General features: G+C 49.9%; 14 protein-coding genes. 7 read left to right on the forward strand and 7 right to left on the reverse strand.

From position 1 onward, the window contains the following. Positions 1 to 2: 2 nt before the first annotated feature. Positions 3 to 932, reverse strand: coding sequence for an NAD(P)/FAD-dependent oxidoreductase (locus GGC63_RS04405; protein ID WP_192701228.1), 930 nt, complete (start codon positions 930 to 932; stop codon positions 3 to 5). Positions 933 to 1097: 165 nt separating this feature from the next. Between GGC63_RS04405 and GGC63_RS04410 the strand changes: the two genes are divergently transcribed. Next, complete coding sequence (locus GGC63_RS04410; protein ID WP_192701229.1) at positions 1098 to 2249, forward strand: hypothetical protein; 1152 nt, start codon at positions 1098 to 1100, stop codon at positions 2247 to 2249. A 289-nt stretch (positions 2250 to 2538) separates the two neighbouring features. On the opposite strand, the gene GGC63_RS04415 is transcribed toward GGC63_RS04410, so the two are convergent. Further along, complete coding sequence (locus GGC63_RS04415) at positions 2539 to 3810, reverse strand: MFS transporter (RefSeq protein ID WP_192701230.1); 1272 nt, start codon at positions 3808 to 3810, stop codon at positions 2539 to 2541. Positions 3811 to 4256: 446 nt separating this feature from the next. Between GGC63_RS04415 and GGC63_RS04420 the strand changes: the two genes are divergently transcribed. Continuing rightward, positions 4257 to 4631 (forward strand): nuclear transport factor 2 family protein, encoded by a 375-nt coding sequence (locus GGC63_RS04420; RefSeq protein ID WP_192701231.1) that lies wholly within the window; start codon positions 4257 to 4259, stop codon positions 4629 to 4631. A gap of 90 nt (positions 4632 to 4721) precedes the next feature. Here the strand turns inward: GGC63_RS04420 and GGC63_RS04425 are convergent, their stop codons facing one another. From GGC63_RS04425 to GGC63_RS04435, 3 genes are all read right to left on the reverse strand, one after another. Continuing rightward, complete coding sequence (locus GGC63_RS04425) at positions 4722 to 6023, reverse strand: extracellular solute-binding protein (protein WP_079908205.1); 1302 nt, start codon at positions 6021 to 6023, stop codon at positions 4722 to 4724. 167 nt (positions 6024 to 6190) lie between these two features. Further along, positions 6191 to 7027: a carbohydrate ABC transporter permease gene (locus GGC63_RS04430; protein ID WP_192701232.1), complete on the reverse strand. Its 837-nt coding sequence runs from the start codon at positions 7025 to 7027 to the stop codon at positions 6191 to 6193. Next, positions 7027 to 7911 carry a carbohydrate ABC transporter permease gene (locus tag GGC63_RS04435; protein ID WP_079908203.1) on the reverse strand — a complete coding sequence of 295 codons (885 nt, stop codon included), beginning with the start codon at positions 7909 to 7911 and terminating at the stop codon, positions 7027 to 7029. Before GGC63_RS04435 ends, GGC63_RS04430 begins: the two co-directional genes overlap by 1 nt. Before the next feature lie 151 nt (positions 7912 to 8062). On the opposite strand from GGC63_RS04435, the gene GGC63_RS04440 reads away from it, so the two are divergent. From GGC63_RS04440 to GGC63_RS04455, 4 genes are read left to right on the forward strand one after another with little or no spacing between them, the layout of a single operon-like run. Beyond that, positions 8063 to 9844 (forward strand): sensor histidine kinase, encoded by a 1782-nt coding sequence (locus tag GGC63_RS04440; protein WP_192701233.1) that lies wholly within the window; start codon positions 8063 to 8065, stop codon positions 9842 to 9844. Between the two features lie 40 nt (positions 9845 to 9884). Continuing rightward, entirely contained in the window at positions 9885 to 11501 is a 1617-nt protein-coding gene (locus GGC63_RS04445; RefSeq protein ID WP_192701234.1) for a response regulator, read from the forward strand. After that, the gene (locus tag GGC63_RS04450) at positions 11498 to 11929 is read left to right on the forward strand and encodes a hypothetical protein (RefSeq protein WP_079908200.1); all 432 of its coding nucleotides are present in this window, start codon (positions 11498 to 11500) and stop codon (positions 11927 to 11929) included. The genes GGC63_RS04445 and GGC63_RS04450 overlap by 4 nt, the downstream gene beginning before the upstream one ends. A gap of 15 nt (positions 11930 to 11944) precedes the next feature. Then, positions 11945 to 13021, forward strand: a complete 1077-nt coding sequence (locus GGC63_RS04455) for a phosphodiester glycosidase family protein (protein ID WP_192701431.1) — start codon at positions 11945 to 11947, stop codon at positions 13019 to 13021. A gap of 298 nt (positions 13022 to 13319) precedes the next feature. Here the strand turns inward: GGC63_RS04455 and GGC63_RS04460 are convergent, their stop codons facing one another. Both GGC63_RS04460 and trmL read right to left on the reverse strand, forming a co-directional pair. After that, positions 13320 to 13565 carry an AbrB/MazE/SpoVT family DNA-binding domain-containing protein gene (locus GGC63_RS04460; RefSeq protein ID WP_028551173.1) on the reverse strand — a complete coding sequence of 82 codons (246 nt, stop codon included), beginning with the start codon at positions 13563 to 13565 and terminating at the stop codon, positions 13320 to 13322. A 130-nt stretch (positions 13566 to 13695) separates the two neighbouring features. Then, complete coding sequence (gene trmL / locus GGC63_RS04465; RefSeq protein ID WP_192701235.1) at positions 13696 to 14160, reverse strand: tRNA (uridine(34)/cytosine(34)/5-carboxymethylaminomethyluridine(34)-2'-O)-methyltransferase TrmL; 465 nt, start codon at positions 14158 to 14160, stop codon at positions 13696 to 13698. 151 nt (positions 14161 to 14311) lie between these two features. Here trmL and GGC63_RS04470 point away from each other — a divergent pair, with 151 nt between their 5' ends. After that, on the forward strand, positions 14312 to 15025 hold the full coding sequence (locus tag GGC63_RS04470) for a response regulator transcription factor (RefSeq protein ID WP_079908197.1): 714 nt from the start codon (positions 14312 to 14314) through the stop codon (positions 15023 to 15025). Positions 15026 to 15042: the final 17 nt, after the last annotated feature.

A 15042-nucleotide genomic window follows, 5' to 3' on the forward strand; every position in this document is an offset into this window, starting at 1 on the left:
GTTCAGGTCTGCTTACGCTTTAGCAGCTCTTTATGTATCCAGATGGCCGCCTGAGAGCCTTCTCCCATGGCAATCGTCACCTGCTCCGAATGCACGCCGACATCTCCTGCTGCCCATACCCCCGGCACATTCGTCATTTTGGACCGGGGGTCGGCGGCGATATGCCGATTCTCAAGCCGCTCCACTCCCAGCTGCTCCGCCAGCCCGGACATCACCTCATTGCCCCCGAAAGCAATAAAACCGCGTTCTCCCTCTACACTCCGTCCATCTGTCAACCGAACACCGCCGAAGTCTCCTGTCTGCGTCACCAGCACCTCTGCTATTGGTGTCTCGATCAGCGAAATGCGTTTATCCTTTAATTGCTCCTGCCATTCGGAGGAAATCTCAGAGCTCCCCGGCTCATGATTGATATAGATTAGCTCTTGCGTCCAATAAGACAGCGTTATGGCCATGGAAGCTCCTGTATTGCCCGCTCCGAGCACAATCGTCTTTTTGCCGCTGACCTCATATCCGTCGCAATCCGGACAGACGTAGACCGTCAAGCCAAGGCAGCCCTCCAAGCCGGGCAGCTGCGGAAATCGGTCCATAAGCCCCGTTGCAAGCAACAGCGTCGACGCCTTCAGCTCCTGTCGTCCTTCCTTGAATTGAGCCTTGAAGCTATCCTCCTCCTTTTGAAGTCCGATGACCTCATCCTTCATGAATTGAACGCCAAGCCGCTCCGCGTGCAGCCTTCCAAGCCTCCGAAGCTCAGGTCCCGATACGCCATCCGGCCATCCCAGCACATTATGGTAGCATTGGCACAGCGTCGATCTTCCCACACCTTTATCGACTACCAGGGTTTTGTGCTTATATCGTCCGAGCTGAATCGCTCCTTGAAGTCCGGCTATGCCTCCCCCGATGATGATGCAATCATACGCTTCTTCCTTATTCACCTTTCACAATCATCCCTTCCCGCGTTTTTCCAATAGGTTGTCCAAGCCCAAAAAGGGCCATACGCGAAAATCAAGGATGGCGTCTTTTACAATTTTTTCAAAGTAGATCAGCAACTCTATCCGGCATCCTTGCGTCATTATCGTTATGAAAGGATGGGAGCTAAGATGAGCGTAAAGCGAAAAAGACGGATCATTGGGTTAGGAATGTTCCTGATATCCTTGTCATTTGCCGTGCAGGCCCATGCTAATCTGCCAGTATCCAGACTTGTCATCCTGAAGGATTCCCCGATGTACAATAGCAGCTTGTCAGGGGAGCCGGCCGGTATCGTTTCCGGTCCTCAGCAGGTCAACGTCAAGGAGACCCTTCCCAAGACGGACGAGGGCGATATTGAATGGTTTTTGGTCGAAACCTGGCTCGGGGACAAATGGATTCCGGCTTCGGATAAAGTAGCGACCGGAAACTTTGAAACGTTAGATAGGGATATTACTTTGGTACAAGACACAAGACTCTATGACTTGCAGCAGAGCTTTGAACCGACAGAACGGATGCTTCCTCCGCAGAAGGTGAGGGTCCTTGGAAGGTTTACTACCTTCAACTACAAAGCGCATAACGTCACAAGCGTAGGATTAAGCCAGCATACGTGGTACCGGATAGAGACGAGCTACGGAAGCAAATGGATTGCAGAGCCGTTCATTCCGGAAAACGTCAAGGCCGCTTCCGTCTCGTTCGATGCGGTGCTTGCTGAACCGGCCGCAGTCTTTCCCTATCCGACACAGCTGAAGGAACAGCAGGAGACGCTGCCGGCCGGCACCGTTCATGTCAATGGACTCTGGGGACCCGGAAACCGCCCCTTGGACCAGTCGGTATGGTTGAACATTTCTCTCCCTCAAGGTGACCGCTGGCTTCTGTGGAACCGAGATATTCCGTTGAAAGCAACCCTTCTTACGGAAACCAGACTATTTACCGAGCCCTATGATAAAGCAGCGGAAATCGGATGGCTGCCTCCGGGTACCTATGACATCACCGGTAATTCGGGTGAATGGTCCTGCATCGAAACCGATACAGGCCGTGTGTGGCTCAGGACGGCTCGAGCGCCGCTGGAAAAGCCGCATGACGTACAGACCGTCACCGATTTGATCGAGCTTACGGATCAAACGGTTACATACCGTTTCCCCATCAAGGATGAAGTAAAGCATCCGGCAGGCTACTATGCTCCGCAAAAGGTTACATCCAGCGGAAAATGGATATCCGGCACAGGGGAAGTCTGGTACCGCTTCGATGGCGCCGACGGCGAAGAATGGGTGCAAATATCTTAACTATTACTTTTACCCCAAAAAAAGAAGAGCTTCGCCCTTAAGGGAAGCTCATGTTGTTGCGAAGCCCTGTTTTAACGTGAACTTTTGCTGCATATGGAGGTGAGGTATGCCTCGGAGGAGTTTACGTCCGCCTTTGAAATCCGTGAATATACCGCTAAATATAATCAAATTCACGGGTTTCAACAGCGGCTGGAGGGGCATACCCCATCGGAGTATATTGGCAAAAATTCTAAGCTCTACAGGATTCCCAACATGACCAGCTCCCCTTAGGGTAAGCTCTTCTTTTTTTCTACGAGGATTTTTTCACCGGTTCATCCTCCGACACCCGCTCCAGCAGCCAGACCATCCCTATTTGCGTCAACGCAGCGACAAACAGCACCCAAGGAAGCAGCTCATTCCCGCTGTAACGGGTAATAAGGATCAGGCTAAGAATGGAGACGACTCGCCCGAAATTGAGGAACGTCTCCCGCATAACGACAGACTCCACTCTCAGCTGCCCCTTCAAAGGGAGCGCCCCGATCAGGCGGAAGTAGAACGAGGTGATCGTATTCCCCTGCAGCGGAGAACAGATCGAGTACAGCACCATAAACAAAATGACAGTTGTGAGCGTCAGCTTCCATAAAATAAACAAGGTACCCAGGACAAAGCCCACCGTAGAGATGACCAGAAACTTGCGGGCTCGGTCTTCCCGGCCGTAACGGGAAAGAACCAGACCCATGCCGATGCTCAGCGTCGCATAGACGACACCCAGATAGCCCACCAGATCCTCCCTGCCGACAATTTGAAACAGCAGGATATTGGGCAAGAACAGCATGATCCCCTGGAACAAGCCCATCACCCAGAAGCCGATGAGGGATTTGAACCATCGCTTGTTCTTGTTCATCAGCAGACCGACGAATTTCAAATAATATGCTTTATGATGGGAAACCTTCGTCTTGATTTTCAAGCTTCCCAGCGTAGCGATCAGGAACATGAAGAAGGCGATGGAGAACACGATCGTGTACCCCTGAAGCCCGTCATTTTGCCGGATAATGTATCCTGCCAGGGCAGGACCAATCAAGCCGGCCAATGTAAATACGATCATATTGATAGCCAGATACCGGATCCGGTTTTGCTCTGTCGATACGTCGTACATAAGGGTCAAATAGCCTGCCCAGTAGAACGAGCCGGCCGCGCCTCCAAAAATCGCAAACAAGACATAATAATCTACGACCTTCTCCTGTGCAAATACGACAATCAAATAAAAAAGCGCTATCAATCCGATGCCGATGCGGTAGGATACCATACGGTCCTTCCGCTTGATGATGAAGCCCCCCATGGCAAATGCCAGCGGCGCTATGCCGTAGTTCACGATGTAGTACATCCCGTTAATCCACAGGCTCTCGGTCAGCCTCCACAAATACAGCGTCAAAAATATTCCTGACATGGACGCGCCGAATTGAAAGCAAAAGTGAATAAATAAGGATACCTTTGCATCCCTGGATAACCGCTTATCCTCAGGTAAATACCGTTTTTTTGCCACATACCACTGTCTGCCACCCGAAATAAGCCTTGTTATCATGTCCATCCTCCGTCACCATCTGGCCGCTAATTCATACTCATTGTAACAGCGAACCCCGCTTCTGTTAAACGGACAGATTCGCGCCAAATCCCCTCGTAAGCACCTGTAAGCGGATTTAGCATTGGTTTTGCTGGCTAATCATCCCTTGATAGCTGTTTCGTCCCCATTGCTTCCTATTGCTCGCTTTGCTGTAAAATAGTTCCCTGGTATCCAGTCGAAAAACCCGCCAGAACGCCCAACTCGAACAAATGCTTAAAAAAGGAACATCCATTTCATAGAAGATGGTGTACGCATGAAGGGAGTGCGTATTGATCTCGCAGGACATGCACGGGACATGTTGAAGCAATTGCTTAGGAACAGAGGCAAAGCATAGAACGGTGGCAAAACTACTAATTGGATATAATAGGTACCAGACAGACAACCCTTAGAAGAAAGGATGATTTGTAATGAAAACTTCTCTCAAGGAACAAGCGGTGTTGTTTTTACAATTGGTGGCGTCAGGGGAAGTGCGTGAAGCATACCAGAGGTACATTGGTCCGGGTTTCCGCCACCATAATCCCTTTTTCCGCGGAGATGCAGATTCTCTAATGCTCGCAATGGAAGAGAACGCCGCCAAGAACCCCTACAAAATCCTTGAGGTCAAGCTTGCCATCGAAGAGGACGATATCGTTGCGGTTCACTCCCATGTAAAGCAAAAGCAAGAGGACCTTGGAGGAGCTGTGGTCCATATCTTCCGCTTCCATGACGGCCTCATCGTCGAATTTTGGGATGTGGGCCAGCCCATACCGGAGGAATCTCCCAATGAGAATGGCATGTTCTAATGTTGGGGACCAGCAGTTGATCGGACTACCTTCATCGTATCTAAAATAATAAGACCCCGGCTTGCGCCGAGGTCTATGTTGCAGCATTATTTATTTTTTCAGGCTATCCCATGTTTTTTGGAATTCGTCCAGCATTTGATCCTTCGTCTTTTGCTTCGCAACATAGGCTTGCATGGCAGCGGCGAATTTCTGGCTGCTGGCTTCTCCGCCAGGGAACTTGAACCAGTTCCAGCTGAGCGTTTTGTTTTCTTTGCTGTATTTGATAATGTCGGCGGCCAAAGGACCCAAGATTTTCTCATCTGCCGGAATGTTCGTGAAGGCCGGGATGAACTTGAATTCTTCTGTAATATACTTTTTGCCGATATCGGAAGTAACCATCCAGTTCAGGAACTTCTTGGCTTCTTCTTTGTTAGGAGAGTTTTTGTTAATAACCCAGTTGTTAGGCACGCCGACCGGAAGCTTATCATTAGCTGCGGCATCGTCGCTGATCGGCATCGGCAGGAAGCCGACTTTAATGTTAGGGTTCGTTTGCGTAATTTGCAGCTGCGTCCAGTTGCCTTGCTGCGTCATTGCCGCTTTGCCTGTTGCAAATTCGGTAACCTGGGTCTTGTAATCGGTTTGCAGCGGGTTTTTGTTGCCGTATTTCAGCTGCAGGTCGAACAGCTTCATCCAGTTCTCGAAGCCAGCGTTGCCTTGGATTTTCGCTGTCCCTTTGTTCAAGCCGTCGATAAATGCGTTAGGATCAGGCTGTTGAGCGAACGGAATATTGACGAAGTGGTTGCCTAGCACCCACCATTCTCCATAACCGTTGACGAATGGCTGAATGCCTTTGTCTTGAAGCTTCTTGGCGGCATCCTCGAGCTGGGACAGCGTCTTAGGCAGCTCGGTAATACCCGCTTGAGCGAACAAATCTTTGTTATACAAGAAGCCGTAGCCCTCCAGGTTCAGCGGCTGGCCATACAGCTTGCCGTTCTTGGTCATTGGCTCCTTGGCTACAGGAACCATATCCTTCACCCAAGGCTGATCGGACAAGTCCTCCAGATGCTCGATCCATTTGTCCAGATCGGTGAAGCCGCCATTATTGAAAATATCCGGCTTGTCACCCGAGTTGAACTTCGCCATCAGTGCCGCGCCATAGTCGGAGCCGCCGCCAACGGTATCGATTTGAATCTTTACCCCTGGGTTAGCTTTCTCGTATTCAGCGGCCAGCTTAGCCAAAGGCTCAGCAATTTCGACCTTGAATTGGAACATCTTGAGCGTGACTTTCTTGCCTCCGGCATCTCCGCCTGTAGTTCCTCCCGCTCCCGGAGCCGGGTCGCTCTTGGCACAGCCGGCCAGCAGGGAACCGAGCATTACCGTAGTTAAGCCTAATATTGCGATCTTCTTTTTCATTAGAGAAGCCTCCCCTTATGTTTGTTCATTTATAAAGCATGTGTCTCTATGAATCGGGTTTGTTTTGTTTACGCTTTTATTGTAAAAAAGATCACTTTCCGCGAACACGGACTATATTGAACGAAAAGGTGTAACGTATTGACCGGTGATGCCGGGATATGATTAGCTTACCCTTTTACCGAACCGGCTGTAATGCCCTCGATAATATGGCGCTGCATAGCCAGGAAGAAGAGTACGATTGGAATGACACCGAGCACCAGCGCCGCGAGAGCCAAATCCCACTGCTTCGTATATTGACCGAAGAAGGAATAGGTAGTCAGCGGAATCGTACGCAGATCCGGGCTGTTCAAGATCAGCATCGGAAGCAGGAAGTCGTTCCAGATCCATAAGCTGTTCAGAAGAACGACGGTTACCGTCATCGGCTTCAGCAGCGGGAATACAATTTTCCAGAATACGCCCATTGGAGAGCAGCCATCCACCGTAGCGGATTCCTCTATCTCCAGAGGGATCGACTTCATGAAGCCATGGTACAAGAACACATTAAGCGATACGCCAAAACCGAAATAACAAATGACAAGCCCGGGAATGCTGTCCATAAGACCGACTTCGCTGGCAACGCGGACCAGAGGAATCATGATCGACTGGAACGGAATGACCATTGCCGCAACGAAGGCAAGAAACACCAGATTATTGAAGCGGGACGGCACCCGGACAAGGCGGTAGGCGGCCATCGAGCTGATGACGATCAGCCCCAGATTGCTGAATACGGTAATGAGGAGCGAATTCCAGAACGCTTTCGGGAATTTCATGATGCCCCATACTTTGACGTAATTGCTGAAGTTCAGCGATTGCGGCAGACTGGCCGAGTTGATGAGCAGCTCGCCGAAGCTTTTCATGGAGTTAACGATAACAAAATAAAACGGGACCAGAAACAGGAGTCCAAGTATAATCCCGACGATTTCCAATGTGAGCAAGCGAAGATTGTAAGTGTGTTTCGCTTCCATTACACTTCAACCTCCTTCTTCTTCGTCATCCAAACCTGAACCATCGTAATAAGGGCTACAACGATAAAGAATATAAACGCTTTGGCCGTACCAAGACCATACCGGTTATTGCGGAACGCCTCGTCGTAAATGTTTAGCGCCACGGATTGCGTCGAGTTGAACGGTCCGCCTTTGGTCAACGATACGTTAAGATCGTACATTTTGAACGCCCAAGAGATGGTCAGGAACAAGCAGACCGTCACGGCAGGCATAATCAGCGGAATCGTAATTTGACGAAGCGTTTGCCAGCGGCTTGCCCCATCAATATATGCCGCTTCCACGATATCTTTGGGCACATTCGCCAGCGCAGCGATATAGATGACCATCAAATATCCTGCGGTTTGCCATACGCTTACAATTACGAGACCCCAAAAGGCGGTCGGTGCATCTCCGAGCCAAGGCAGCTGGAAGAAGCCGATGTTCGTTGCTTCCCCGATCGTGGTAAACCCTTTGACGAAGATGAACTGCCAGATAAAGCCGAGCAGCAGGCCGCCGATGACGTTAGGCATGAAAAACACCGTACGCAAAATATTACGGGTTTTCAAAGCCTGTGTCAGCAGTAGCGCCAGGATAAAGCCGACACCATTGGCAAGCAGTACATTCGTGATGGTGAATTTGGCTGTAAACCAGAAGGACGAGTGAAAATCTTTATCGTCTACGATAATTTTTTTGAAGTTATCGAGTCCTATCCATTTGATCGTCGAGGTGACTCCGTTCCATTCGGTAAAAGAATAGTAAATGCTCATCAGAAACGGAACGATCACGATAATGGAGAAAAAGACGAGCGCCGGACCGACGAAAACCGTCTGAAGCATCCAATCCGACAAGCGATGCTTAGCTTTCATAGCATCTTTCCCCCTTTTGATAAGTATAACCCTAGTATAAAAACGGAAGCGGTTGAAAAACACCGAATATGGTGACCCATCAGGTGGAATTTATTGATGTCGCTTGTTACAATAAACTTGCATTTGGAAAAGATCATGAAGGGGGACGTCTATGATTCGTAACAGCATTCGCAACAGGCTGATTATTTTTTTGCTCGCCGCTACGATCATCCCGATCTCCACTTCGATGGTCATTACGTATTTTTTCACGAAGCAGACGATTTCAGCCGAGGCCATTGCCAGCAGCTCGAACCTCATCTACCAAGGAAAAACGAATATCATGAACTACCTCAAGGTATTAGAGCAGAATTCCTTATCCGTGTACAACGATACGACGCTGTACAAAATTATCGAGAACGGGGACTCGGATTACTTGAGCATCAGCGAAATATCCAGGGGGCTGCAAACTCTGTATAATTCCGTCAAGGAGATTCGGCAGACGTATTTATATATAGCCAAGAGCGACCGTTCGTTCTCGATTCTGCTCGGGAACCCGCTGCGCAACGAAGGCCAGGTAGCCAAATATCTTCCTGACATGAAGGGCGTCGATTTGCGGCTGGAGCCGACCCATCTCATCCATGACTACAAGATGGGAAGCATCTTCTATGTCCCTCCGTCATCGGTTATTACACTCCACCGGTCGATCCGAAACGCGCTGACCCAGCAGGAGCTGGGAATCTTGTCAATCGATTTCAGCCTGGATGTGATACGAACCATCAGCGAGCAGCTGACGACACCGGGACAGGATGAGCTCTACATACTGGATCAAGACGGCACGGTTATCTATGGGACCGATCCCGCTGCGGTGGGCCATGTGCTGCATGAGGATTGGGCGGAGCATCTGCTGGCCATGCCCGATAGCAAAGGAAGCTTCGAATGGAAGAGCAAGTCGTTCTCCGGTATCCATATTTACGAGCGAATGTCGACTCCCTATATGAACTGGACGCTGGTGAAGCGGATTCCATACGAGAGCTTGTACAAAAATGCGCGCGAGCTGACCAAAATCAATACGCTGATTTTCAGCCTGTTCCTGATCGTCGTCATTTCGGCAACCCTGTATATTTCGTTCCGGTTCACGGCACCGATCAAAAATTTGATCGGATATATCAACAAAATCCAGACCGGGAATATGCAGGTCGATATTCAGGTCAACAGCAACGACGAGATCGGGATTCTTGCCCGGCGGTTCCGTCTCATGATGCAGACGATCAACAATCTGATCTTAAGTGAATATAAGCTCGACCTGGCTAATAAAACAAACCAGCTGAAGGCGCTGCAGGCACAAATCAACCCGCATTTCTTATATAACAGCCTGCAGTCCATCGGGACGCTCGCACTGCAGCATCAGGCGCCGAAGATCTACTCCCTGCTGTCGTCCCTGGCCAAAATGATGCGCTACAGCATGAATACGGATGAAACGATCGTTCCGCTCAAGCAAGAGCTGGACCATGTCAAATCGTATTTGCAGCTGCAAATGCAGCGATTTGAAAATGATCTGTCCGTTTCCTTCGAGGTAGAAGGCGATACGCTGGACATTGAGGTGCCCAAAATGATCCTTCAGCCGCTGGTCGAAAACTATTTCAAGCATGGCTTCGACCCCCGTGAGAAGTCGAACAGCCTGCGAATAGCAGGAAAGCTTCTGGAGAAGGAGCAGCTTCAGCTTATTGTGGAGGATAACGGAAGTGGGATGGAGGCAGAGAAGCTAGCCAAGCTGCAAAAGCAGTTAAGCAAGCATTTGAAGGCGTCAGCCGAGCCGTCGGAAAGCATCGGGCTCCTCAATGTGAGCTCGCGGCTGCAGCTGTATTTCCCCGGAGCTGCCATGAATATCGAGGCTTGCGACCCTTCCGGGGTAAAGGTCACCATTACGATTCCGCTAGCTGCCGTAACACGATAGTCAGTTTAATGTGCCTTGGCACTTTTAGGAGGACCACATCATGAAAGCCATCATAGTAGACGATGAAAAGCATGTCCGCGAGGCCGTCAAGCTGCTCGTCGACTGGAAGCATTTCGGCATCGACGAGATCTTCGAGGCCCAGGACGGTGGAGAAGCGATTAAGCTGATTCAGGAGCATCAGCCGCAGCTTATTTTTACGGACATGATGATGCCGGTCAAGAGCGGTCTGGAGCTGCTGGAATGGCTCGCTGCTCATTATGCCTCCGGCAAAACGATCGTCATCAGCGGTCACGATGATTTTCAGTTGGTGCGTCATACCGTCAAGCATGGCGGGGTTGATTACATATTGAAGCCGATTGACGCGGAGCAGCTTCATGCCGCCGTCAGCAAAGCATTGGAATGCTGGGTCCGCGAGGAGGAGGAGCGTCACCGGCAGCGGTTAAGCAACATCGAAATGAACCAAATCCGTCCTGTCTATTGGGAGAAGCTGCTTTCCAACCTGATAGCGGAGCCCTCTACGTATGAAGCCTATGCCTCGGCTTTAGACCGGGAATTCGGCTTGAGCCGCAGCGTGAAGGAATGCCGGTTAGCGATCATGACGCTGGATACGATGAACGCAGTGTTGAAAAAGAAGTTCGACGCCAATTCCGACCTATTATTCTTCTCCATTACGAATATAGGTAATGAGATCCTTCGTGAGGGCCGCCGCGGCGTCGCCTATCGCTACTGGAACAGTGAAGGTGAAATCATCATTCTCCTGTTCGGCCCGGATGATTCCTGGAATAACCTTCTCACCGCCATTCAACGGGGGATGGCGGCAGCGCTGCGAAGCAGCCTTGACATCGGCGTAAGCCGTGTCCATCCGTTCCCGGCAGGCCTGCCTGCCGCCTATAAGGATGCGAGAACCGCATTGCGCCGACGCAATCTGCTTACCAAGGACAAACGGGTCTATCTGCTGCCGGACCCGCTCCCTGCCTTGCAGCCTATGCTTTCCTTCAGCGACTTTGCCGAGCAGCTTCGTCTGGCCGTCCAAAGCGGCAGCACCGAACAAATCGGCAAGGCGGTCGATGATTGGATAGCCGCCGTAAACAAGCTCGAAGTCATCACCTTGGAGCAGCTGGAGCTGTGGTGGAACGAATACAATGTCATGCGCAGCCGGTGGCTCGCCGAATGGTTCGGAGAGAAGCCGCCCGAGCTGCAAACCTGGCTGAACTCCGCTCCGTTTACGATTCCTTCGGACGAAGCAGGCTCCCTGTCCATCCCGGTGTGGAGGAAGCATCTGACTGAAAGCTTGACCGAGCTGTCCAAGCATTTACTCGATCATCAGCACCGGGATCAGAACGTCATTTACGAGATTGCAAAGTATATTCAAAACCATTATCATCAGGATATTACGCTACAAGAGATTGCCAATCATTTCTATTTAAGCCGTGAATATATTTCCCGTAAATTCAAACAAGAGTTTAAAGTCAATTTATCCGATTATCTTAGTGACATTCGTGTTGAGAAGGCGAAGCTTCTCCTGTTAAATCCCCATTTACGGATTGCCCAGGTCGCCGAGATGGTAGGCTACGACGATGAGAAATATTTCAGTAAGGTGTTTAAAAAGACGGTTGGCCTCTCACCGAACGAGTACAGGAAGGTGAATCAACCATGAATATGCCCCTGGAGCCTGCTTCCGAGCAGCTGGTGGTGCGAAAAAGCAAGCCGGCTAAAGGCAGGAAGAAAACCTATGTTTTTTTATTTATGGGATGGACGCTATTGATTGCGTTAGGAGCGCTTGGCGCCAAGCTGTATACCGATCATTTGCGGCAGCAGATCGCCGCGGAAATTGCGGTACAGACTGAGGCGCAGCTGAAGGCGGTCCAGGAAGACTACCAGAAGCAGATTGCGGAGCTGAAGGAAAGCGTCAGCGGCGACCTTACGAAGATGCAGGGAAAGATCGATTCCTTGAACGAGCTGCTCGCCTTCACCAAGGATAGCGCCAATAACAAGACGGATAACAGCAACCAGCTGTATACGCAGCTTAATGAAGTGAAGAAAAAGCTGGATGAGTTGAAGAAAAACCTGGATGTACTGCAATAAGGAGACTTCATGAGAATGCATAATCCCATTCAACTTATAAATCGAACCCTCCTTCTGGCACTGGCGCCTTTTCTCGGTATGATGATTTTTTTACTTTGTTCCCAGGTTTCCGTCCAGCTTCCCGAATTCCAGAGGTTTGCCAAGACCGATTTTTCGATACAATCCCAATTGGAAGCATCGGGCAAGCAGCTGGACAAGGCCAAGGAGGATGCAACCCAGACCAAATCGACCATCGAGCGCTTCTTTCAGCTCTATGACAAGAGCGCTTCGGAAGTGACCGCTATGGTAGCGACGGCCGAGGCCGCATCCGCCAAGCCGAATGCTATTTTTGACTCCCGGGTGGCCACCAAGCTTGGAGGCCAGGTCGCGAGACAAACCAGCAGCACCAATATTGATTTGAAGCTTTATAATTTCAGCGACAAGAACTATAAGGGCTATGCTTTGAAGGTAAATATGAAATCCGACAAAGCGATGAAGATGGTGCTCGGCAAGGATGCCGTGGGCGGAAGCGAGACGACCCTGGACGCCGCCCGCCGCTATGGTGCTGTCGCCGGTATCAATGCAGGCGGGTTTGCCGATGATAATAAATCGGGGAAACGATATCCTCTTAGCACGACCGTCTATAACAGCAAATATGTGTATGGGTTTGAGCCGACCTTTGAGGATCTTGCGTTTATCGGGCTCAGTACGGACCGCAAGCTGATCGGCGGCAAATTCTCACGCCAGGAGGATTTGGACAAGCTGAAGCCGGCCTTTGGCGCCACCTTCGTTCCTGTGCTGCTGCAAAACGGCAAGAAGCAAACGATTCCGCCGCAATGGCAAACCTCGCCTGCCCGGGCTCCAAGAACCGTGGTCGGCAACTTCAAGAATGACCAGCTGCTGTTTTTGGTCACGGACGGGTACGACGAGCGGGGCAATTCGGGAGCTACGCTTGCCGAGCTGCAGGACAAGCTGATCCAGCTAGGCGTGAAGGATGCGTATAATCTGGATGGCGGCGGCTCCTCGAGCCTTATTTATGAGGGGCAGATCATCAATCGTCCTTCTGATGGAAAACTACGTCCGTTACCGACGCATTTCTTGTTTTTTAAATAAATGTTCACATTTTGGTAATATTTTTTTAGGCAGTGATTGGTTATAATAAGGGGCAGGGGGTGCAGACTGATGTCAGCAACATTTTGGATTGTCAACTTAGTCTTCTTGATGTTTCTCGTAGCTATGTGCACTGCAGCTTATAATGACGACAAGACGAAAGGTCTTTAATCCTAAGGGCCTTTCTTGAGATCATGATGAGATAACCTACCGTTACGACTATCGATAACGAATGAAAAAAAGCATCACGCTCCTTAATTCAAGGATGTGATGCTTTCTGCTTTTTATCTCCTGCAGCCCTCTACTTCAGAACGCTCATTTCGCCCAAACATTCGGCGCAAATGTGACGCTCCTTAAACTCGCTGACCTGCTCCATCGAGCTGCAGAACACACAGCGTGGACGATATCTCTCCAAAATAATGTGATCTCCGCTAACTAATATTTCAACAGGGTCGCCTTCATTCATCTGATAGCGTTTACGCAGCGACTTCGGAAGTACGATACGGCCCAACTGATCTACTTTTCTAACTACACCTGCCGGTTTCATCACTAATTCACCTCACTTTCCACAACAAAAAGAACCGTATAACCAAGCCCGGAACGAACAAAAGCTTGTCTTTATACTATTCGTGGCTTGTGTCAAAATTCCTGCCATATCCCCCTTAATTGTTTGTAATTTAAGTAAGGCCTGGGAACCCGTTTTGACGTAAAGCTTCATATAAAATGATAGCCGCTGAATTGGACAAATTCAGGGAACGTACCGCATCCGACATCGGCATGCGCATCAGCTGCTCCGGGTGCTCCGCCAAAATCTCGGGCGCCAGCCCCTTCGTTTCCTTACCGAAGACAAGAAAATCTCCGTCCTGGAATGTAAAATCGGTGTAAACGCGGCTTGCCTTGGTCGTGGCAAAGAAGAAGCGCCCTTCCTTATATTTATCCTTCACTTCCTGAAAGGAATCATGATATTCGAGCTTTACGGAATGCCAGTAATCCAGCCCCGCACGCTTTAGAGTCCTGTCATCCGTGTTGAAGCCAAGCGGTCTTACCAGATGCAGCCACGTTCCTGTCGCTGCGCATGTTCTTGAAATGTTGCCCGTATTGGCCGGAATTTCCGGTTCCACTAGTACAATATGAAATGCCATAGCTCAATCGTCACCTCGTTTGTTCTACCTTACTATTTTATACATAAGCCGTGAGATTTAACATTCACTTTACCTATCCTTAATATGCGGTTGATAGAAGCCTGCCATAATAGAACTATCAAGCGCTAACCTACAAAAGGAGATTCGAAGGATGAAGAAGAAAATTCTTGTTGTTGACGACGAACCTTCCATTTCGATGCTTATAGAATTTAACCTGAAGCTGGTAGGCTTCGAGGTACACTGCGTATATGACGGCGAAGCTGTATTCCAAGCTATTCAACATTTTCGGCCCGATGTGATCGTACTGGACCTGATGCTGCCCAAAATGGATGGTATTCAAGTATGCCGCAAGCTGCGTGAACAAAACAACCTGGTACCCATTATTATGCTGACCGCGATGCAGGACTTATCGGATAAAATTGCCGGTCTTGATAACGGCGCCGACGATTATATGACCAAGCCGTTCAGTCCTCAGGAATTGATTTCCCGTATTCAGGCAATTTTGCGCCGTCTGCAAACCCTTCCGTCCACTGTAGAGAATGCACCGCTTACAGTCGGGCAAATCGAGATTCAAGCCGACCAGCGCGAGGTTACCTTACGCGGCCAAACGATAGAGCTTACGCCTAAGGAATTCGACCTGCTTCTGTTCTTATGCAAGCACCGCGGCAAAGTACTGAGCCGCCAGCAGCTGCTTCACGGCGTATGGGATTATCACTTTCTTGGCGATACGCGGATTGTGGACGTCCATATCAGCCATCTGCGGGATAAAATTGAGCACAACGCGCGAAATCCTGAATACATTGTCACTATTCGGAATGTCGGCTACAAGCTGACCGAACCGGCCATGAAGGAGTCTCTCGCCTAATCCGATTTTATTCGATA

Origin of the sequence: Paenibacillus sp. OAS669 (genome assembly GCF_014873645.1) — a bacterium.
Classification (GTDB): domain Bacteria; phylum Bacillota; class Bacilli; order Paenibacillales; family NBRC-103111; genus Paenibacillus_S; species Paenibacillus_S vulneris.